The organism is Sphingobium naphthae (genome assembly GCF_043589935.1).
GTDB lineage: Bacteria > Pseudomonadota > Alphaproteobacteria > Sphingomonadales > Sphingomonadaceae > Sphingobium > Sphingobium naphthae_A.
In genome coordinates, this window is record NZ_CP171454.1 from 626870 (window position 1) to 647503 (window position 20634).

At 64.2% G+C, this 20634-nt stretch carries 19 protein-coding genes; 18 read left to right on the forward strand and 1 reads right to left on the reverse strand.

The window, feature by feature from the left end; all coding sequences use genetic code 11:
- From ACGGKE_RS03150 to ACGGKE_RS03235, 18 genes are all read left to right on the forward strand, one after another.
- Positions 1-837, forward strand: a complete 837-nt coding sequence (locus ACGGKE_RS03150; RefSeq protein WP_394439943.1) for an NADH-quinone oxidoreductase subunit C — start codon at positions 1-3, stop codon at positions 835-837.
- Positions 837-2072 carry an NADH-quinone oxidoreductase subunit D gene (locus tag ACGGKE_RS03155; RefSeq protein ID WP_394439945.1) on the forward strand — a complete coding sequence of 412 codons (1236 nt, stop codon included), beginning with the start codon at positions 837-839 and terminating at the stop codon, positions 2070-2072. The genes ACGGKE_RS03150 and ACGGKE_RS03155 overlap by 1 nt, the downstream gene beginning before the upstream one ends.
- Positions 2072-2752: a complex I 24 kDa subunit family protein gene (locus tag ACGGKE_RS03160; protein WP_394439947.1), complete on the forward strand. Its 681-nt coding sequence runs from the start codon at positions 2072-2074 to the stop codon at positions 2750-2752. Before ACGGKE_RS03155 ends, ACGGKE_RS03160 begins: the two co-directional genes overlap by 1 nt.
- Positions 2749-2898 carry a hypothetical protein gene (locus ACGGKE_RS03165; RefSeq protein ID WP_394439949.1) on the forward strand — a complete coding sequence of 50 codons (150 nt, stop codon included), beginning with the start codon at positions 2749-2751 and terminating at the stop codon, positions 2896-2898. Before ACGGKE_RS03160 ends, ACGGKE_RS03165 begins: the two co-directional genes overlap by 4 nt.
- Entirely contained in the window at positions 2898-4235 is a 1338-nt protein-coding gene (gene nuoF, locus ACGGKE_RS03170; protein ID WP_394439951.1) for an NADH-quinone oxidoreductase subunit NuoF, read from the forward strand. The genes ACGGKE_RS03165 and nuoF overlap by 1 nt, the downstream gene beginning before the upstream one ends.
- Positions 4232-4600 carry a hypothetical protein gene (locus ACGGKE_RS03175; protein ID WP_394439953.1) on the forward strand — a complete coding sequence of 123 codons (369 nt, stop codon included), beginning with the start codon at positions 4232-4234 and terminating at the stop codon, positions 4598-4600. Before nuoF ends, ACGGKE_RS03175 begins: the two co-directional genes overlap by 4 nt.
- On the forward strand, positions 4593-6599 hold the full coding sequence (nuoG, locus tag ACGGKE_RS03180) for an NADH-quinone oxidoreductase subunit NuoG (RefSeq protein WP_394439955.1): 2007 nt from the start codon (positions 4593-4595) through the stop codon (positions 6597-6599). The genes ACGGKE_RS03175 and nuoG overlap by 8 nt, the downstream gene beginning before the upstream one ends.
- A 132-nt stretch (positions 6600-6731) precedes the next feature.
- Entirely contained in the window at positions 6732-7781 is a 1050-nt protein-coding gene (gene nuoH, locus ACGGKE_RS03185) for an NADH-quinone oxidoreductase subunit NuoH (protein WP_394439957.1), read from the forward strand.
- Positions 7778-8263 carry an NADH-quinone oxidoreductase subunit NuoI gene (gene nuoI / locus ACGGKE_RS03190; RefSeq protein ID WP_037473973.1) on the forward strand — a complete coding sequence of 162 codons (486 nt, stop codon included), beginning with the start codon at positions 7778-7780 and terminating at the stop codon, positions 8261-8263. The genes nuoH and nuoI overlap by 4 nt, the downstream gene beginning before the upstream one ends.
- 29 nt (positions 8264-8292) lie before the next feature.
- Positions 8293-8904 (forward strand): NADH-quinone oxidoreductase subunit J, encoded by a 612-nt coding sequence (locus tag ACGGKE_RS03195; RefSeq protein WP_394439960.1) that lies wholly within the window; start codon positions 8293-8295, stop codon positions 8902-8904.
- Positions 8901-9206 carry an NADH-quinone oxidoreductase subunit NuoK gene (gene nuoK, locus ACGGKE_RS03200; protein WP_066697213.1) on the forward strand — a complete coding sequence of 102 codons (306 nt, stop codon included), beginning with the start codon at positions 8901-8903 and terminating at the stop codon, positions 9204-9206. The genes ACGGKE_RS03195 and nuoK overlap by 4 nt, the downstream gene beginning before the upstream one ends.
- 8 nt (positions 9207-9214) lie before the next feature.
- A complete protein-coding gene (gene nuoL, locus ACGGKE_RS03205) occupies positions 9215-11323 on the forward strand; it encodes an NADH-quinone oxidoreductase subunit L (RefSeq protein WP_394439962.1) in 2109 nt (702 codons plus the stop codon).
- Positions 11323-12870: an NADH-quinone oxidoreductase subunit M gene (locus ACGGKE_RS03210; RefSeq protein ID WP_394439964.1), complete on the forward strand. Its 1548-nt coding sequence runs from the start codon at positions 11323-11325 to the stop codon at positions 12868-12870. The genes nuoL and ACGGKE_RS03210 overlap by 1 nt, the downstream gene beginning before the upstream one ends.
- The gene (gene nuoN, locus ACGGKE_RS03215) at positions 12870-14306 is read left to right on the forward strand and encodes an NADH-quinone oxidoreductase subunit NuoN (RefSeq protein WP_394439966.1); all 1437 of its coding nucleotides are present in this window, start codon (positions 12870-12872) and stop codon (positions 14304-14306) included. The genes ACGGKE_RS03210 and nuoN overlap by 1 nt, the downstream gene beginning before the upstream one ends.
- 2 nt (positions 14307-14308) lie before the next feature.
- The gene (locus tag ACGGKE_RS03220; protein ID WP_394441714.1) at positions 14309-15010 is read left to right on the forward strand and encodes a biotin--[acetyl-CoA-carboxylase] ligase; all 702 of its coding nucleotides are present in this window, start codon (positions 14309-14311) and stop codon (positions 15008-15010) included.
- An 11-nt stretch (positions 15011-15021) separates the two neighbouring features.
- Positions 15022-15804: a type III pantothenate kinase gene (locus tag ACGGKE_RS03225; RefSeq protein ID WP_394439968.1), complete on the forward strand. Its 783-nt coding sequence runs from the start codon at positions 15022-15024 to the stop codon at positions 15802-15804.
- Entirely contained in the window at positions 15801-17438 is a 1638-nt protein-coding gene (locus ACGGKE_RS03230; protein ID WP_394439970.1) for a ribonuclease J, read from the forward strand. Before ACGGKE_RS03225 ends, ACGGKE_RS03230 begins: the two co-directional genes overlap by 4 nt.
- 9 nt (positions 17439-17447) lie before the next feature.
- Positions 17448-17717: a DUF1467 family protein gene (locus ACGGKE_RS03235; protein WP_394439972.1), complete on the forward strand. Its 270-nt coding sequence runs from the start codon at positions 17448-17450 to the stop codon at positions 17715-17717.
- Positions 17718-17916: 199 nt separating this feature from the next.
- Here the strand turns inward: ACGGKE_RS03235 and ACGGKE_RS03240 are convergent, their stop codons facing one another.
- The gene (locus ACGGKE_RS03240; protein WP_394439974.1) at positions 17917-20589 is read right to left on the reverse strand and encodes a hypothetical protein; all 2673 of its coding nucleotides are present in this window, start codon (positions 20587-20589) and stop codon (positions 17917-17919) included.
- Between the last annotated feature and the right edge of the window lie 45 nt (positions 20590-20634).

Genomic DNA, 20634 nt, shown 5'->3' on the forward strand with positions numbered 1-20634 from the left:
ATGGGCCATTCCGCACCCAGGATCGCGACCGTCGAAGGCATCGCGGACGAAATCGGCGCCCTGCTGGGCTCGATGCTGGTCGAAACCGTCGATCATGCCGATGAGCTGAGCTTCACGGTCGTGCGCGAGGACCTGGCGAACGCCATGGTCGCGCTGCGCGACATGGCGCACTATCAGCAGCTGATGGAGATCGCCGGGGTCGACTATCCCGACCGGGCCGAGCGGTTCGAGGTCTGCTATCATCTGCTGAGCGTCACCCGCAACCATCGCATCCGCGTCAAGGTCAGCACCGACGAGAATATGCCGGTGCCCACCGTCACGCACATCTGGCCGGTCGCCGGCTGGCTGGAGCGCGAGGTGTTCGACATGTATGGTGTGGTGTTCGAAGGCAATACCGACCTGCGCCGTATCCTGACCGACTATGGCTTCAAGGGACATCCGCAGCGCAAGGACTTCCCGCTGACCGGCTATGTCGAAATGTGGTATAGCGAGGAGGACAAGCGCGTCGTCTACAAGCCGGTGAAGCTGGCCCAGGACTTCCGCAGCTTCGACTTCATGAGCCCATGGGAAGGCGCGCAATATGTGCTGCCGGGCGACGAGAAGGCCGGTCAGGCGCCCGGCGCGCCGACCCCCGTGCCTGCGCCGCCCCCGCCGCCCGCCGCGCCCAAGGGGGACGCGAAGGGCGACACGCCCAAGACGACCGAGAAGACGAGCGACACGGGCGCTGGCGCGCCGGCCGACGCCAAGGCGGCTGACAAGTCGCCCGGTGCGCCGGTGAAGCCCGAACATCATACCGACGAAGGCAAGGGCGCAGCCAAGCCGGAGGACAAGGCGTAATGGCCGACTATCTGGACGAACTGGACCATCGCACCGACGCGGCCGATCCGGCCTATGGTGACACCGAGATCCAGAATTACACGATCAACTTCGGTCCGCAGCACCCCGCGGCGCACGGCGTTCTGCGCCTCGTCATGGAGCTGGACGGCGAAATCGTCGAGCGTTGCGACCCGCATGTCGGCCTGCTGCACCGCGGCACCGAAAAGCTGATCGAGTATAAGACCTATCTGCAGGCGCTGCCCTATTTCGACCGGCTGGACTATTGCTCGCCGCTCGGCATGGAGCATAGCTATGTCCTGGCGGTCGAAAAGCTGCTGAACCTGGAAGTGCCGCTGCGCGCGCAATATCTGCGCGTGTTCTTCGCGGAGCTCACGCGCATCTGCAATCACATGCTGAACCTTGGCAGCCATGTGATGGACGTGGGCGCGATGACGCCCAACCTGTGGCTGTTCGAAATTCGCGAGGATTGCCTCAACTTCTTCGAACGCGCATCGGGCGCGCGCATGCATGCGGCCTATTTCCGGCCCGGCGGCGTGCATCAGGATGTGCCGCTCAAGCTGCTGACCGACATCGCCGACTGGCTCGACACCCGCCTGCCGCGCCTGTTCGAGGATGCGATGAGCCTGGTGGTCGACAACCGCATCTTCAAGCAGCGCAACGTCGACATCGCCGTGGTCAGCAAGGAAGACGCGCTGAAATGGGGCTTTTCCGGCCCGATGATCCGCGGCTCCGGCATTCCCTGGGACATTCGCAAGGCGCAGCCCTACGACGTCTATGATCGCATGGACTTCGACGTTCCGGTCGGCACCAACTTCGACTGCTATGACCGGTTCATGGTGCGCGTCGAGGAAGTGCGCCAGTCCGCGCGCATCATGAAGCAGTGCCTCAACGACATGCCCGAAGGTCCGGTGGCGAGCTTCGACCGCAAGGTCGTGCCGCCCAAGCGCGGCGAGATGAAGCGCTCGATGGAAGCGCTGATCCACCATTTCAAGCTCTATACCGAGGGCTTCCACGTCCCCGCGGGCGAAGTCTATGTGGCGACGGAAAGCCCCAAGGGCGAATTCGGCGTCTATCTGGTCAGCGACGGCAGCAACAAGCCCTATCGCTGCAAGATTCGCCCGACCGCCTTCTCGCACCTGCAGGCGATGGACTTCATGATGAAGGGCCACATGCTCGCCGACACAACCGCTGTACTGGGCGCGATGGACATCGTGTTCGGAGAATGTGACCGATAATGGCTGACGCACCCCATATTCCCGACGAGGCAGAAACCCGTGCGCGCTGGGGCGCGTTCGAGTGGACCGCCGAAAATGCCGAACAGGCCAAGAAGGTCATTGCCCGCTATCCCGCCGGCCGGCAGCAGTCGGCGGTGATGCCGCTGCTCGATCTTGCCCAGCGGCAGGTCGGCGCGGAAACGCAGACGCAAGGATGGCTGCCGGTGCCGGTGATGGAATATATCGGGCGTCAGCTCGATATGCCGTACATGCGCGTGTATGAGGTCGCGACCTTCTACACCATGTATAATCTGGCGCCCGTCGGCCGCTATCATGTGCAGGTGTGCGGCACGACGCCCTGCATGCTGCGCGGATCGGACGATGTGTTCTCGGCCTGCAAGAACAAGGGGCTGGTGAAGGGATCGACCACGCCCGACGGCCTGTTCACGCTGACCGAGGTCGAGTGCCTGGGCGCCTGCGCCAATGCGCCGATGGTCCAGATCAACGACGATAATTTCGAAGATCTGACCTATGACAGCATGAGCGCGATCCTGGACGATCTGGCCGCCGGCAAGCAGCCCAGGATCGGCCCGCAGATCGACCGCCAGACCAGTTGCCCCGAAGGCGGTCCGACCAGCCTGAGAGAGATGGTCGGCGAAAATCACGACTACCGCGGCGAATGGGGGACCACCGCTGCATGAGCGCGCTCGTCTCCATCATCCTGGCGATCATCGTCTTCATCGTCGCGCTCAAGATGTTGGGCGCGGTGCTGGGGCTGGTCCTGGGTCTTGCGGTTGCCGTGCTCGCCTATTTCGTTGCTGAAAAACTGATCGGAAAGGGCCGATAATGGCCGAAGACACCGCGCCTCCCGCGCCGCCGCCCTTCGTCGGTCCGCTGGACGACAAGGACCGCATCTTCACCAACGTCTATGGCTTCCAAGACTGGGGCATCGACGCGGCGATGAAGCGCGGCGACTGGGACGATACCAAGAAGCTGCTGGAAATCGGCCAGGACGAGATCATCAACCGCATCAAGGCTTCGGGCCTGCGCGGTCGCGGCGGCGCCGGTTTCCCCACCGGCATGAAATGGAGCTTCATGCCCAAGGAAAGCAAGGACGGCCGTCCCAGCTTCCTGGTTATCAACGCCGACGAATCCGAACCCGGTTCGTGCAAGGACCGCGAGATCATCCGGCACGATCCGCACAAGCTGATCGAAGGCGCGCTGGTCGCCGGCTTCGCGATGCGGGCGCGCGCAGCCTATATCTATATCCGCGGCGAGTTCATCTACGAAGCCAAGGTGCTGTTCGCGGCGGTCGAGCAGGCCTATGCCAAGGGCTTCCTGGGCAAGAATGCCTGCGGGTCGGGCTATGATTTCGACGTTTTCGTCCATCGCGGCGCCGGCGCTTATATCTGCGGTGAGGAAACCGCGCAGATCGAAAGCATCGAGGGCAAGAAGGGCCAGCCCCGGCTGAAGCCGCCTTTCCCGGCGGGCGCGGGTCTGTATGGCTGCCCCACGACGGTCAACAATGTGGAATCGATCGCGGTTGCGCCGACCATTTTGCGCCGTTCGCCCGAATGGTTCGCCTCGATCGGGCGTCCCAATAATCTGGGCACCAAGCTGTTCCAGATCAGCGGTCATGTGAACAAGCCCTGCGTGGTCGAAGAGGCCATGGGCATTCCGTTCCGCGAGCTGATCGACCGCCATTGCGGCGGCATTCGCGGCGGCTGGGACAATCTGCTGGCGGTGATCCCCGGCGGGTCGTCGGTGCCGCTGGTGCCGGCGAAGGAGATCATGGACGCGCCGATGGACTTTGACGGGCTCAAGGCCCTGGGGTCCGGCCTTGGCACGGCGGCCGTCATCGTCATGGACAAGTCGACCGACATCGTCCGCGCCATTTCGCGCCTGTCCTATTTCTACAAGCATGAAAGCTGCGGCCAGTGCACGCCATGCCGCGAAGGCACCGGCTGGATGTGGCGCGTGATGGAGCGGCTGCGCACCGGCGACGCCGACCAGAGCGAGATCGACATGCTGTTTCAGGTGACCAAGCAGGTCGAGGGCCATACCATCTGCGCGCTGGGCGACGCGGCGGCCTGGCCGATCCAGGGTCTGATCCGCCACTTCCGTCCGGAAATTGAGCGGCGGATCGCCGAACGCGGCGCTCCGGTGATGGAGGCTGCCGAGTGATCCAGCAGCCCGTCACCGGCTACAAGACGCTGCGGGTGTTCGGATGGGGCTTTGACCTCATCTGGACGGCCTTCTTCGTCACGCTGGTGTTCGCGCTGGCCGATGCGCCGCGTCTCTATGGCGAACCGATCGTGATCGCGACGCTTGTCGGGATGCTCATGGCGATGTTTGGGGCCTATTTGGCCGGACTGGCCAAGGCAATCGGTGTCTATCTTTACGTCGCCGGTGCGGCAATTCAGGTCGTCAAAGGCTTCTTTCTGTCCCAGACATGGGGCTTTACCTGGGGCTATGCCCTGTTTCTTGTGATGTTCGTCGCGGTCGTCGCGCCGAACTGGAATCTATTCCGGGGTCGTCCCAATGCCTAAAGTCAAAGTCGACGGCGTAGAACTCGAGGTGCCGGCGGGCGCGACCGTCCTGCAGGCCTGCGAGCTGGCGGGGAAGGAAATCCCCCGCTTCTGCTATCATGAGCGCCTGTCCATCGCCGGCAATTGCCGCATGTGCCTGGTCGAGGTGAAGCCCGGACCGCCCAAGCCGCAGGCCAGCTGCGCGCTGCCGGCCGCCGACAATCAGGAAATCTTCACCCAGACCGAAATGGTGAAGAAGGCGCGCGAAGGGGTGATGGAGTTCCTGCTCATCAACCACCCGCTCGACTGTCCCATCTGCGACCAGGGTGGCGAATGCGACCTGCAGGACCAGTCGATCGCCTATGGCCGGGGCGGTAGCCGCTTCGAGGAAAACAAGCGCGCCGTCACCGAGAAATATATGGGTCCGATCGTCAAGACGGTCATGACCCGCTGCATCCAGTGCACCCGCTGCGTGCGCTTTGCCGAAGAAGTCGCGGGCGTGCCGGAAATCGGCGCCATCTATCGCGGCGAGAATATGCAGATCACGACCTATCTCGAGCAGGCTGCCAAGAGCGAGCTGTCGGGCAACGTGGTCGATCTCTGCCCCGTCGGCGCGTTGACGTCCAAGCCCTATGCGTTCGAAGCGCGGCCCTGGGAACTGAAGAAGACTCACGCGATCGACGTGATGGATGCGGTCGGCACCAACATCCGCCTCGACAGCCGTGGTCGCCAGGTGCTGCGCGCCGTGCCGCGCATCAATGATGACGTGAACGAGGAATGGGCGTCGGACAAGACCCGGCACAATGTCGACGGCCTGGTGCGCAAGCGGCTCGACAAGCCGTTCGTGCGCAAGGATGGCAAGCTGGTGCCGGCGACCTGGGAAGAGGCGTTCAAGGCGATTGCCGCTGTCCAGCATGGCGGCAGCGTTGCGGCGATCGCCGGTGACCTGCTCGATTGTGAGACGATGTTCGCTGGCAAGCTGCTGGTCGAGAAGCTGGGCGGCACGATGCTGGAAGGTCGTCAGACCGGCCTTGCCTATGACGTGTCGAGCCTGTCGTCGGTCGTGTTCAACACGCCGCTCGCCGATCTGGAGACGGCGGACGTCATCCTGCTGGTCGGCACCAACCTGCGCTGGGAAGCGCCGCTGGTGAACACCCGCATCCGCAAGGCGATCAAGCGCGGGGCCAAGCTGTTCGCGGTCGGGCCGGAAGTGGACCTGACCTACAAGGTCGAATGGCTGGGTAATGATGCGTCGCTGCTGGCCAAGCTGCCCGACGTCGTTCTCGAAGCCTTCGGCAAGGCTGCGCGTCCGGCGATGATCGTCGGCGGTGGCGTGCTCGCCAAGGACGGCGCGCATGGCGACACGCTGGCGCTCGTCGAAACGCTGGGCCTCGTGAAAGAGGGCTGGAACGGCTACAACGTCCTGCACTTCGCGGCATCGCGCATGGGCGGGCTGATGCTGGGCTATGCGATGGACGGCGGCATCAAGGCAATGGCGCAGGCCGCGCCCAAGCTGCTCTTCTCGCTCGGCGCGGACGAAGTGGACTATTCGGCTTTCCCAGCCAGCTTCAAGGTCTATGTCGGCCATCATGGCGACAAGGGCGCCCATGCGGCGGATGTGATCCTGCCGGGTGCGAGCTATGCCGAAAAGCCGGGCACCTATGTCAATCTGGAAGGCCGGGTGCAGCGCGGTGAAAAGGCCGTGTTCGCGCCGGGCGACGCGCGCGAGGATTGGTCGATCCTGCGCGCCCTGTCCGAAGTGATGGGCGCGACGCTGCCCTTCGACAACTTCGCGCAGCTGCGCGCCGAAATGGCCCGGGCCGTCCCGGCACTGGGCCAGGAAGGGCTGGTCGATTTCGGCTGGTCCAGGCCCAGCCTGCCGACCGGTGCGACCGGCGAATTCGGATCGCCGATCAAGGATTTCTACCTCACCAACGCGATCTGCCGCGCCAGTCCGACGATGCAGCAATGCTCGGCCGAGTTGATCCATGGTGAAAGCTTTGCCGAGGCCGCGGAATGATGCACCCCGCCGCACTGACCCACAGCCGTTCGGTTCGAGCTTGTCGAGAACTGTTCGCCGACTTCTCGACAGACGCTTCTCGACTTCGCTCGAAGCTGCTCGAAGCGAACGGGAAGGGGGGATTGTTCTGACATGACCGCCTTTTTCCAAAATCTGGGCCTGCCATTCGAAGGCGCCTGGTTCCTTGCCACCATCATCGGCATCCTGCTGATCGCGCTGCCGGTCATGCTGGCGGTGGCGATGATCATTTATGCCGACCGCAAGATCTGGGCAGCGATGGCGCTGCGCCGCGGCCCCAATGTCGTCGGGCCCTTCGGCCTGCTTCAATCCTTCGCGGACGGCCTGAAGGTCTTTCTTCAGGAAACCATCGTCCCTTCGGCGTCGAACAAGGCGCTGTTCCTGATCGCGCCGATCATCACCTTCACCGTGGCGCTGATGGCCTGGGCGGTGGTGCCGTTCCAGGTGGGCGTGGTGCTGGCGGACATCAATGTCGGCCTGCTCTACATCCTCGCCATCTCCTCGCTGGGCGTCTACGGCGTGGTGCTGTCGGGCTGGGCGTCCAACTCCAAATATCCGTTCTATTCCGCGATCCGCGCCAGCGCGCAGATGATCAGCTATGAAGTCTCGATCGGCTTCATCCTGATCTGCGTCGTGCTGTGGGCCGGCAGCTTCAACCTGACTGCGATCGTGGAAAGCCAGAAGGGCTATTATGGCTTCCTGAACGGCAACGGCTTCAATCCGCTGCTCTTCCCGATGGCGATCATGTTCCTGATTTCGGCGATGGCGGAAACGGCGCGCGCGCCCTTCGACCTCACTGAAGCGGAAAGCGAACTGGTCGCGGGCTATCAGACCGAATATTCGTCCATGGCCTTCGCCCTCTTCTGGCTGGGCGAATATGCCAACGTCATCCTGATGTGCGCGCTCAACGCCGTGCTTTTCTGGGGTGGCTATCTGCCGCCGTTCGACTGGGCGCCGCTTTACTATGTGCCCGGCATCCTCTGGCTGTTCGCCAAGATCCTGTTCTTCTTCTTCGTCTTCTCCTGGGTGAAGGCGACGGTGCCTCGCTACCGTTATGACCAGCTGATGCGGCTGGGCTGGAAGATCTTCCTGCCGACCTCGCTGCTGTTCGTGTTCCTGGTGTCGGGCTTCCTCATGCTGACGCGCTATGGAGGCGCACAATGAGCCTCGGTTATTACGTCAAGTCGTTCACCCTCTGGGAGTTTGTGAAGGCGCATGCCCTGACCTTGAAATATTTTTTCAAGCCCAAGGCGACGATCAACTATCCCTATGAGAAAAACCCAATCTCGCCGCGCTTCCGAGGCGAACATGCGCTGCGCCGCTATCCCAATGGCGAAGAACGCTGCATCGCGTGCAAGCTGTGCGAAGCGGTCTGCCCGGCGCAGGCGATCACCATCGAGGCGCAGCCGCGCGAGGACGGCAGCCGCCGCACCACGCGCTACGACATCGACATGACCAAGTGCATTTATTGCGGCTTCTGCCAGGAAGCCTGCCCGGTGGACGCGGTTGTGGAAGGCCCGAATTTCGAATTCGCGACCGAAACCCGCGAGGAGCTGATCTACGACAAGGCCAAGCTTCTTGAAAATGGCGACAAATGGGAGCGCGCGATCGCCGCGAACCTTGCCGCCGATGCACCCTATCGTTAAGCCGCGCGCGCCAAGGGGAATATGATCCTGTGATTCACGTGCTTGCCTTTTATCTGTTCGCCACCTTGGTGGTGTGCAGCGGCGCGCTGACGATCCTGTCGCGCAACCCGGTCCATTCGGTCCTGTGGCTGATCCTGGCCTTCTTCAATGCCGCCGGTCTCATGATCCTGCTGGGCGCCGAATTCATCGCGATGCTGCTGGTCATCGTTTATGTCGGCGCGGTCGCGGTGCTGTTCCTGTTCGTGGTCATGATGCTCGACATCGACTTCGCCGAACTGCGCGCGGGCTTCGTCAGCTATCTGCCCTTCGGCCTGCTCATCGCGCTGGTGCTGCTGGCGGAGATCGTCCTGGGCATCGGCCTCTGGAGCGCTGGCCCCATCGAACTGGCGCAGCGCGCCGGCCCGGTAAATCCGGAACTCAGCAACATCCAGGCGATCGGTGGCTTGCTCTACACGCGCTACATATTCCTGTTCGAAGCGGCGGGCATCGTCCTGCTGGTCGCGATGATCGGCGCGATCGTCCTGACCCATCGGGCCCGTGGCGGCGTGCGGCCCCAGAATATCGCGCGCCAGAACCAGCGCCGTCCGCAGGATGCGACGCGTAACATCAATCAGCCCGTGGGGCAGGGGGTGGAGCTGTGATCGGCTTGCAACATTATATGGTGGTCAGCGCGATCCTGTTCGTGATGGGGGTGCTGGGCATCTTCATCAACCGCAAGAATGTCATCATCATCCTGATGGCGATCGAGCTGATCCTGCTCAGCGTCAACATCAACCTCGTCGCCTTCAGCGCCTTCCTGGGTGATCTGGTGGGGCAGGTGTTCAGCATGTTCGTGCTGACCGTCGCGGCGGGTGAGGCGGCCATCGGCCTTGCCATCCTCGTCATCTATTTCCGCGGTCGCGGCACCATCGCCGTCGATGACATCAACCAGATGAAGGGCTGAGCCGTTTCATGATCCAGCTTATCGTCCTTCTCCCGCTGCTGGCGGCTGCCATTGCCGGCCTTGGTAACAAGGCCCTGGGCAAGCTGCCCGCCAAGATCGTCACTACCGGCGCGCTGTTCGCCAGCTGCGCCATGAGCTGGCCGATCTTCATCAGCTTCCTGACCGGCAGCGGCGAACCCTATGTCCAGCCGCTCTTCACCTGGATCGAAAGCGGCAGCTTCGACGCCCAGTGGGCGCTGCGCGTCGACACGATGACGGCGGTGATGCTGGTGGTGATCACCAGCGTGTCCAGCCTCGTCCACCTCTATAGCTGGGGCTATATGGACGAGGAGCCGGATCAGCCGCGCTTCTTCGCCTATCTCTCGCTCTTCACCTTCGCGATGCTGATGCTGGTGACGGCGAACAACCTGCTGCAGATGTTCTTCGGTTGGGAAGGCGTGGGCCTGGCGTCCTACCTCCTCATCGGCTTCTGGTTCCGCAAGCCGTCGGCCAATGCGGCCGCGATCAAGGCGTTCGTCGTCAACCGTGTGGGCGACCTCGGTTTCATGATGGGGATTTTTGGGACCTATCTGGTGTTCAACACCATCTCGATCCCGGAAATTCTGGAAGCCGCGCCCGCCATGGCCGGATCGACCATCGGGTTCCTCGGCCATCGCTTCGACACGATGACCGTGCTCTGCCTGCTGCTGTTCATAGGCGCGATGGGCAAGTCGGCGCAGCTTGGCCTCCACACCTGGCTGCCGGACGCGATGGAAGGCCCGACCCCGGTGTCGGCGCTGATCCACGCGGCCACCATGGTCACCGCCGGCGTCTTCATGGTTTGCCGCCTGTCGCCAATGTTCGAAACCTCGCCCACGGCGCTGGGCTTCGTCACCTTCATCGGCGCGGCGACCTGCCTGTTCGCTGCGACCGTCGGGACGGTGCAGACCGACATCAAGCGCGTCATCGCCTATTCGACCTGTTCGCAGCTGGGCTACATGTTCTTCGCCGCGGGCGTCGGCGCCTATGGCGCGGCGATGTTCCACCTGTTCACCCACGCCTTCTTCAAGGCGCTGCTGTTCCTGGGCGCGGGCTCGGTCATCCATGCGATGCACCATGAGCAGGACATGCGCTATTATGGCGGCCTGCGCAAAAGCATCCCCGTCACCTTCTGGACGATGACGCTCGGCACGCTGGCGATCACCGGCGTCGGCATCCCGCTGGTGGGCGTTGGTTTCGCCGGCTTCTATTCGAAGGATGGCATTCTGGAGGCGGCCTTCGCGGCTGGCGGAGCGGGCGTCGGCGCCTATTATGTCGGCGTGTTCGCCGCGCTGCTGACCAGCTTCTACAGCTGGCGCCTGGTGTTCCTCACCTTCTTCGGCAAGCCGCGCTGGGCCGCGTCCGAACATATCCAGCATGCGCTTCATGATGCCCATGGGCACGATGCGCATGACCATGACGACCATGAAACGCATGGCCACGGGTCGGAGCATGACAATGCCCCGGCGCAGGAAGATGCGGGCGATGAACCGCATCGCCACGGCCATGATGCTCATGCCCTGCCGACCGGCACCGGCGGCTATCATCCGCATGAAAGCGGGCTGGTCATGCTCATCCCGCTGATCATGCTGAGCCTGGGCGCCGTCTTCGCCGGCTTCCTGTTCCACGACCAGTTCATCGGCGCCGAAGGCGGCATCGAATTCTGGAATGGCGCGCTCGCGTTCGACAGCCATCTCATGCACGCCGCACACGAAGTGCCGACCTGGGTCAAGTTCGGGCCGTTCACGGTGATGGCGATCGGCCTGCTGATCGCGTGGCTCGCCTATATCAGGAACACCGACTGGCCGCAGCGCTTCGTCGCCACCTTCGGCGCGCTCTACCAGTTCCTGCTGAACAAATGGTATTTTGACGAGCTGTACCATTTCCTGTTCGTCAAGCCTGCTTTCGCCCTGGGCCGCTTCTTCTGGAAGTTCGGGGATGTCGGCTTCATTGACCGCTTCGGCCCCAACGGGCTGGCCGCGCTGGTCGTGCAGGGCAACAAGATCACCCGTCGGATCCAGTCCGGCTACCTCTACACCTACGCGCTGGTGATGCTGATTGGCCTCGCCGCAGCCGCAACCTGGGCGATGACACGATAATGGACGGCTTCCCCATCCTTTCCCTGATGATGGCAGTGCCGATGGCGGGGGCCATCGCCTGTCTCTTCGCGGGCGCCAATGGCGCGCGCTGGATCGCGCTGATCGCCACGCTGGTCGATCTGGTGCTGGGCATCGCGCTTTGGGCGAATTTCGACCAGGGCGGGCTGCAGTGGCAGTTCCAGGAATATCATCCGATCTTCGGTCGCTTCGCCTGGGCGCTGGGCATCGACGGCATTGCGCTGATGCTGATCGCGCTCACCGTCTTCCTGATGCCGATCTGCATCGGCGCCAGCTGGCAGGCGATCACCAAGCGCGTCGGCGAATATATGGCGGCCTTCCTGTTTATGGAGGTGCTGATGATCGGCGTCTTCGCGGCGCAGGATCTTTACCTTTTCTACGTGATGTTCGAAGCCGGCCTCATTCCGATGTATCTGATCATCGGCATCTGGGGCGGCGCCGACCGCATCTACGCCTCCTACAAATTCTTCCTCTACACGCTGCTCGGATCGGTGCTGATGCTGATCGCGATGATGTGGATGGTGCATGAAGCGGGCACGACCGAAATCCCGGCGCTGATGGCCTATGATTTCGATCCGCAGGTCCAGACCTGGCTGTTCCTGGCCTTCTTCGCCAGCTTCGCGGTCAAGATGCCGATGTGGCCCGTCCACACCTGGCTGCCCGATGCGCACGTTCAGGCGCCGACCGCGGGGTCGGTCATCCTGGCGGGCGTGCTGCTCAAGATGGGCGGCTACGGCTTCATCCGCTTCTCGCTGCCGATGTTCCCCGAAGCATCGGCGCAGCTGGCCTGGCTGGTCTGGGGCCTCTCGATGGTCGCGGTCGTCTATACAAGCCTCGTCGCGCTGGTTCAGTCGGACATGAAGAAGCTGATCGCTTATTCGTCGGTCGCGCACATGGCGATCGTGACGGTCGGCCTGTTCGCCTTCAACCAGGCGGGTATCGAAGGCGCGATGATGGTGATGCTTGGCCACGGCCTGGTGTCGGGCGCGCTGTTCCTGTGCGTCGGGGTGATCTACGACCGGCTGCACACCCGTGAGATCAATCGCTATGGCGGCCTCAGCATCAACATGCCCAAATATGCGGTGCTGTTCCTGCTGTTCACCATGGCCTCGGTCGGCCTGCCCGGCACGTCCAACTTCGTGGGCGAGTTCCTGTCGCTGATGGGCATTTACCAGGCGTCGAGCTGGGTCGCTCTGGTCTGCACCACGGGCATCATTCTGGGCGCGGCCTATATGCTCTACCTCTATCGCCGCATCGCCTATGGCGAGCAGGTCAATGCCGACGCGGCGGCCATGCCCGACCTGTCGGCGCGCGAGATCGCTTTGCTGGCGCCGATCGCGGCGGCGGTGCTGTGGATGGGCGTCTATCCCGAAAGCTTCCTCGCTCCGATGCGGTCCGACATTCGCGCGCTTGAAGCGCGCCTCGCCCCTGCGGCTCCCGCAGGAGATTCCCAGATCAAGATGGGTGCGCCCAAGCCTGCGGGCGAGGGCCATCATGAAGAAGCTGCCGCGCACGGGGAGGCGCACTGATGATTGAATCCGCTTCCCTTCTGGCGGTATTGCCGGAACTGATCCTGACCGCGGGCGGCCTGGTGCTGATGCTGATCGCAGCCTGGGGTGGCGAGGCGATCAGCCGCGTCGTCAACTGGCTGTCGGTGCTGACGCTGGCGCTGGCCGGCATCGCGCTGTCCACCTCGCTCGCCAATGGCCCTGTCGCCTTTGACGGGCTGGTGCGCGCGGACGCCTTCTCGGCCTTCGCCAAGGCGATGATCTACGCCGCCGCAGCCGCCGCGATCCTGCTCGCGCCGCGCTATTTCCGGACCGATGGCAAGGAGCGTCCCGAATATCCGGTGCTGATCCTGTTCAGCGCCATCGGCATGGGCATGATGGTGTCGGCAGGCGACCTGCTGACGCTCTATGTCGGCCTCGAAATGCAGAGCCTGGCCGCCTATGTGCTGGCGAGCTTCATGCGCCAGGATGTGCGCTCGTCCGAAGCGGGCCTCAAATATTTCGTGCTGGGTTCGCTGGCGAGCGGCATCCTGCTCTATGGCGCGGCGCTGCTGTACGGCTTCACCGGCACCACGGCGTTCGATGGCATTGCGGTCGCGATGGGCGACGGCGTGTCGAACGGCGAGCTGTTCGGCATGGTGTTCCTGCTTGCGGGCCTGGCCTTCAAGATGAGCGCGGTGCCGTTCCATATGTGGACGCCCGACGTCTATGAAGGCGCGCCGACCCCGGTCACCACCTTCTTCGGCAGCGCGCCCAAGGTTGCGGCCATGGGCCTGTCGGTGCGTGTCGCGATCGAAGCGTTGGGACCGGCTGGCCTCGACTGGCAGCAGGTCGTGATCTTCGTGGCGCTGGCCTCGATCATCCTGGGCGCGGTCGCGGCCGTCGGCCAGACGAACATCAAGCGTCTGATGGCCTATTCGTCGATCAACAATGTCGGCTTCGCGCTGATCGGCCTTGCCGCCGGGACGCCTGCCGGCGTCGCCGCGACGATGAGCTACATGGCGATCTATGTCGTCATGACCGTCGGCGCCTTTGCCTGCATCCTGCAGATGCGCGATGGCCAGGGTCGTCCGGTCGAAACGATCGCCAGCCTGGCCGGCCTGTCGCAGTCGCGCAAGGGGCTGGCCGCCGCCTTCGCCATCTTCATGTTCTCGATGGCCGGCATCCCGCCGCTGTTCGGCTTCTGGGCGAAATTCCTGGTGTTCGATGCCGCGGTCGCCGCCAACCTGACCGCGCTCGCTGCCTTCGGCATTGCGGCTTCGGTGATCGGCGCCTTCTATTATCTGAAGGTCATCAAGACGATCTATTTCGACGAACCGGCCGCCGCCTATGAAGCGAAGGGCGGGGTGATCGAGAATATCATCCTGACGGCCTGTGCGGTGGTGATCGTCTTTGGCTATCTGCTGAACCCTGCGCTGGACGCGGTCAGCGCCGCCGCTGCAGCGGCGCTCTTCTGACGCTGATCCGCTTCGTTCCCGAAACCGGCTCCACCAACGCCGACATGCTGGCGTTGGCGGAGCAGGGCGCGCTCGAGGGCAGCTGGCTGCGCGCGGGGCGGCAGACCGGCGGCCGGGGTCGCATGGGCCGGGCCTGGGAAAGTCCCGTCGGCAACCTCTATTGTTCCACCCTGGTCCGCGTGACGGCCGAGGATCCCCCGGCCCATACATTGGCGCTGGTCGCGGCCAATGCTGTCCATGCGCTGGTCGCCCCGCTGTGCGCAGGCAGCGCGCGGATCAAATGGCCCAACGACATATTGATCGACGGCGCGAAGATCGCGGGCATCTTGCTGGAGCGCGTGGGTGACGCCGTTGTTGTCGGGATCGGTGTCAATGTTGCGGACCATCCCAAAGGACTGGATCGGCCCGTCACCAGCCTGATGGCCCAGGGCGCCAGCGATGCCGAGGCCGGCGCTCTGCTGGAGCGGCTGGCGGCTCTGTTCGCGCACTGGCTGGCGATCTGGCGCGCGCAGGGTCTTGATCCGGTCCGGACCCACTGGCTGCTTAATGCCCATCCCAAAGGAACCGCCATGCGCGTGCTTCAGCCCGATGGCGAGCAGGTGGACGGGACTTTCGACACGCTCGATCGCCAGGGCATGCTGATCCTCCGCTTGGCGAATGGCGAGAGCCGTGCCATTCACGCGGGCGACATCATCCTCAACTAAAGGGTCGGGCCATGCTTCTCGCGATCGACGCGGGCAACACCAATGTCGTTTTCGCGCTGCTCGATGCCGGGACCATCCGCGCGCGCTGGCGCATCGCGACCGACCCGCGCCGGACCGCGGACGAATATGCGGTATGGCTGAACCAACTGCTGATGCTGGAAGGTTTTGGCATCGCCGATGTCGATGCGGTCATCATCGCCACGGTCGTGCCGCGCGCGCTCCACAATCTTCAGGTTCTGGCCGAGAAATATTTCAAGACCACGGCGTTGATCGCGGGGCAGGGACCGGTCGAATGGGGGATCGAGCTGGACGTTGCCGAACCGGCGTCCGTCGGTGCGGACCGGGTTGTAAACGCCATCGCCGCCCACCATCTTCATGCCGGAGATTTGATCGTCATCGATTTCGGCACCGCGACGACCTTCGACGTCGTTGATTACAAGGGCGCGTACAAGGGCGGCATCATCGCACCGGGCATCAACCTGTCGCTGGACGCGCTGGTCGCGGCGGCGGCGAAGCTGCCCAAGATCGCGATCGCGCCGCCGGAAAATCGCTCGGTGATCGGCCGCACCACCGAAGCGCAGATGCATATCGGCGTCTTCTGGGGCTATGTGGCGATGATGGAGGGACTGGTCGCGCGCATCCGCGCGGAAATCGGCCGACCCGCCAAAGTGATTTCGACCGGGGGCCTGGCGGTCCTCTTCAATGACAATAGCGATATTTTCGATGCGATCGCGCCCGACCTGACGATCCAGGGACTGGCGTTGCTGCACGAACGGAGTTTGAATAAAGAATGACACCTGGAAATGAGCTGCTCTTCCTGGCCCTCGGCGGGTCGGGGGAGATCGGCATGAATGTGAATCTGTACGGATGCCAGGGCAAGTGGGTGATGGTCGATCTCGGCCTCACCTTTGCCGATCCGGCCTATCCGGGCGTGGAGCTGATCCTGCCTGACCTGAGCTTCATCGAGGAGCGGCGCGACGATCTGCTCGGCATCGTCCTCACCCATGGGCATGAGGATCATATCGGCGCGATCCCCTATCTGGCCGCTGATCTGGGTGTGCCGCTTTATGCGACGCCCTTCACTGCCGGGCTGATCCGGTTGAAGCTGGAGGAAGAGGGGCTGACCCAGGAGGTCGAGCTCAACGTCATCGACAATGAAGGCAGCTTCGCGCTCGGCCCCTTCGGCTTTCGCTATGTGCCGCTGGCCCATTCGATCCCCGAGGGCAATGCCGTGCTGATCGACACGCCCTTTGGCCGCATCTTCCACACCGGCGACTGGAAGCTCGACGAGCGCCCGTTGCTGGGCCAGCCCTCTACGCCCGAGGAACTGACGGCGATCGGCGACGAAGGCGTGCTAGCGCTGGTGTGCGACAGCACCAACGTCTTCAATCCGCAGGCGAGCGGGTCGGAAGGCGATGTGCGCGAAGGGCTGATGCAGACGATCATGGGAGCCAAGGGGCGCGTGCTCGTCACCACCTTCGCCTCCAACGCGGCGCGGCTGCAGACGCTGGGCGAAGTGGCCACTGCGACCGGGCGCAAGCTCTGCGTGGCCGGGCGCTCGCTCGACCGGATCATCGGCACGGCCAAGGCGGCGGGCTATCTCAAGGACTTTCCACCGACGGTCGACTGGGACGATGCGATGGCGCTGCCGCGCAATGAGGTGATGATCATCGCCACCGGCGGCCAGGGTGAAGCGCGGGCAGCCCTGTCGCGCATCGCGTTCGACAGCCATCCGATCAAGCTGGCGGAAGGCGACCTGGTCGTCTTCTCCTCCAAGCAGATACCCGGTAACGAGATCGCGATCGGCCGGATCCAGAATGCGCTGGCCAAAGCCGGCATTCTGATGGTCACTGATCGCCAGGCCGAGGTCCATGTGTCGGGGCATCCCGGCCGGCCCGAGCTGGAGGCCATGTATCGCTGGATCCGCCCCGAAATCCTGCTGCCTGTCCATGGCGAGCGTCGCCATATGGCGGAGCAGGCGCGAGTGGGCTTTGCAAGCGGCATCCGGCACGCACCGGTTCAGTCCAATGGCGACCTGCTGCGCCTGGCGCCGGGCGCGCCGGAGATTATCGGCCGGGAGGATACCGGACGCCTGGTCCTGGACGGGGACGTCATCCTGCCGGCGGATGGCGCGACGATGAACGAGCGGCGCAAGTTGGGCCTGCACGGGCAGATCAGCGTCGCCATTGCGCTGGATCGCAAGGGCAAGCTGATGGGCGCGCCGGCGCTCCGGACGCAGGGCGTTCCGGTGGAAGAGGACAAGCTGGCCTTTCTGGAGGAAGCGGCCGAGGAGGCTGCCGCCGTGGTGCCCAAGGGATCGCAGGAGGAAGAGGCGCTGCGGGAACGCGTGCGGCTTGCCGTGCGGCGGACGGCAACGCGCTGGACGGGCAAGAAGCCGCTGGTGGACGTGCTCGTCATTCGCGCCTAATCAACAGGCATGAATTGGTACGCCGTCTTTGCCATTTATTTCCTGATGTGGGTGATCTGCGCCTTCATCATGCTGCCCTTAGGCCTGCGCACGCCTGATGAGACGGGTGAGGCGCTGCTGAAGGGGCAGGCGGACAGCGCGCCCAGCAATTTTCGGCCCATGATGGTCGTGCTGCGCGCCACGATTCTCTCCGGGCTCTTGTTCGGGCTTTATTATGCCAATTATGTCGAAGGCTGGGTGACGGTCGACATGCTGCCCGGCTATCGCGCCGGATCTTGAAGCCACCTCGGCCGGGCATGGTGCAGGCTCAGCCTTGCCATGCAAAAGGCTCGGTGGCGCCGTGCCGGGATGATGTCAGTGGGTGCGACACCAACCCGGCCAAGTCCCTGTTGGGCGATATGTCCCACCCGGCAGTGCGGGGTGAGCGCTTGCTGGTCTGGCTGTCGCGGAGCCTGGTCTTTTTCCGCCAGTAGACCGACTATTGCCGCAGCCGCTCGATCGCCTGCGCCAGCGCGACATAGAGCTTGCCCATGTCGGAGGACAGGATCGCCACGCCCAGCGCATTGCCATCGCGCGCCGACAGGATGACGCGCAGCATCGCTTCGAAATCGTGGATGTAGCGGTTCACATGATCGCGAAATTCTGCGTCATTGTCATAGTGCAGCGCGATTTCCCGCGATTCACCTGCATCAAGCAGCTTGACCGCGCGCCGGGTGAAGACGCCGCGATCGCCCTTCAGATAGGCTGACCAGGCCGAATCGGTGACGTCGTTCGACAGGATCTTCGCCACGTCGATCGCCGTGCTGTTGAGTGATTCGATCAGCAGCGCCGATCGCCGCGCGAAATGGTCGCGGTCGCGATCCTCGGTCGCTTGCCGCGCTTCCTCGATCCGCTGGTCGATGCTGGCGCTGGTGTCGGCGATGGTCAGCAACTGGCGCGTCAGCCGCTCGGACGCCTGATGCGCGGCCTTCACCGCTTCATCGGCGACATGGGCGATCTGGGCAATCTGGGCGGAGACCTTGTCGCTGACGACGCTCTGGACCGCTTGCTCGCTCGCTTCGGCCAGTTGCTGAGCCGCGTCGGGAATGGCGCGGCCCAGCGCTTGCCGGGCGCGCTCCGCCGCCTGTTCGGCGGTGTCCTTGACGCGCAGCAGCGCGGTGACGAGCAGCGGGCCGGCGCCTTCGGTGATGCGGTTCGCATCCTGATGCGCGGCATCGAGTGCGGAGCGCAGCCGATTGACGAGGTCGCGATTGGCCTCCAGTCCGCCCTGCGTGCTTTCCAGCCATTCGGTGAGGCGGCTCCCCTGGCCGCGCAGCAGCGCCTCGGCTTCCTCGGCGCGGCCCACCAGCGCTTCGGATATGGCTTCCAACCGCTCCATTTCCGGTGCGGCGCTGCCCAGCAGCGCGCGGCTCTGCTCCAGCCGGGCGTCGAAGCGGGTCAGCGCGGCCGGGTAGGTCTCGTCCAACTCGCGAACGCTCGAATCGAGCGCGACGAGCAATGTTTCCGCGCTGCCGATCAGCTTTTCGGCGGTGGCGCCCCCGGCGCTCAGCGCCTCGTCGATCCGCCGCGTTTCGGCCGTCAGTTGCTCCAGCGCCAGCGTCAGCCGCTGACTGCGCGCGAGCGCCGCTTGTTCCAGTGCTTCGAAGCGGGCTTCAGTCGTGCTGACGCTGTCCTGCAGGCCGCCATGCAGGCTGGCGATCAGCGTGCGCTGGCCCTCGACCATGTCGTTGATCTGATGCAGCCGCCCTTCGACATCGCCGATCGCATCGGTCAGCCCGGCCACCGTGTCGCTGCCGATCGCATCCAGATGCTCGCGCGACCGGGTGATCAGCGCTGTCAGCGCCTCCGACTGGCGGCTCAGTCGACCATCGCTCAGCGCCAGCGCCTCCTGCGCCTGGTCCAGCGCAGCGCCCAACCGGGCGCGCAGGTCGTTTTCGATCTGGTCCATGTCGCGGCTGAGCGTCGCCAGCGCGTCCTCGCTGCTGCTGCCGATGCCCGCCTGGGCTGCCGCCACCAGCGCCTGCAGCGAGCCCGCGCGGCGAGTCAGGCTGTCATCGATGCTCGCCACCGTCTCCCGCGCCTTGTGCAGCAGCCCGTCGAGGCGGCTGTCCATATCGGCCTGCGCGCTGTCGAGATCGCGCACCAGCGCGGCGCGAACGCTTTCACTGCTGCTGGCGACCCCGGCCTGGGCAGCGTCGATCAAGGCCGCGAGGGCGGAGGATTGCGCCTCCAGGTCCGATCGACTGCGATCCATCATCTGGCGCGCGCCGGCGGCGGTAGCCTCGATCCGGTTGGCGGCGATGTCGGCCATGCCGGACACCTCGTCCGTGGTGGCGCGGGTCGCTTCCTGCAACTGGCTCAACTGACTCGTCAGGCTCTTGGTCGCGGCCAGCGTGCGGGCGCGGGCTTCGTCCGACATCTCAGTGAGCGCGTGCAACCGTGCTTCCAACGTGTCGATGCGTTCGCCAAGCGCGTGGCCATTGTCCATGATCTGCGCGGCCATGCGCGCGCTGCGTTCTTCGAGTGCCGGAATCGACGCGACCAGCGCGTCCATCCGCGCGATCAGGGCGGCGCCGGCCCGCTCGGCGGCTTCGGCGCGATCTGCGGTCACCTGCGCGCGGCTCGCAATCAGTTCGGCAGACGCTTCCATATTGCTGCTGGCCGCAGCGCCATAGCTGTCGAGCAGTTCGGCCTGGTCCTGCATCGTCTGCCGGGCGGATTCGAGTTGAGCCGCGATCCGCCCCAGACGCAGTTCGAGCAGATCAGCCTCGGTGCGCAGCGCTCGGGCCGTTTCCATATAGCGGCGCGATTCGGTGCGGCTGCTGCGCACCAGCAGCATGTAGAGAAGGCCAAGCAGGATGAGCGGCGCGGCGATCGTCGCGATGGCGTCGGCCCAGGCTCCGGGGCCTCCGCGCCATGCGCCCGACGCAGCCATGCTCCAGACCGCAAAACCGATCCACCCGAGCGACACGACCAGCAAGGCGATGCCCAGACGCTTGACCCACAACTCGGTGGGGCGATCGTCCGCCGCTGTCTCGTCAATGTCGAGAACCGCTTGCTTCAACAGCAAGATGTCATCGGATTGCGCCTGCGTTTCCGTCGCGATCGGTTCATCGCGCCAGAATTCGACGATTGTGCTGCCCCCTGTCATTTCACCATCTTAACAGCTTTTCCGCGCAGGCAAATGCCCCGTTAC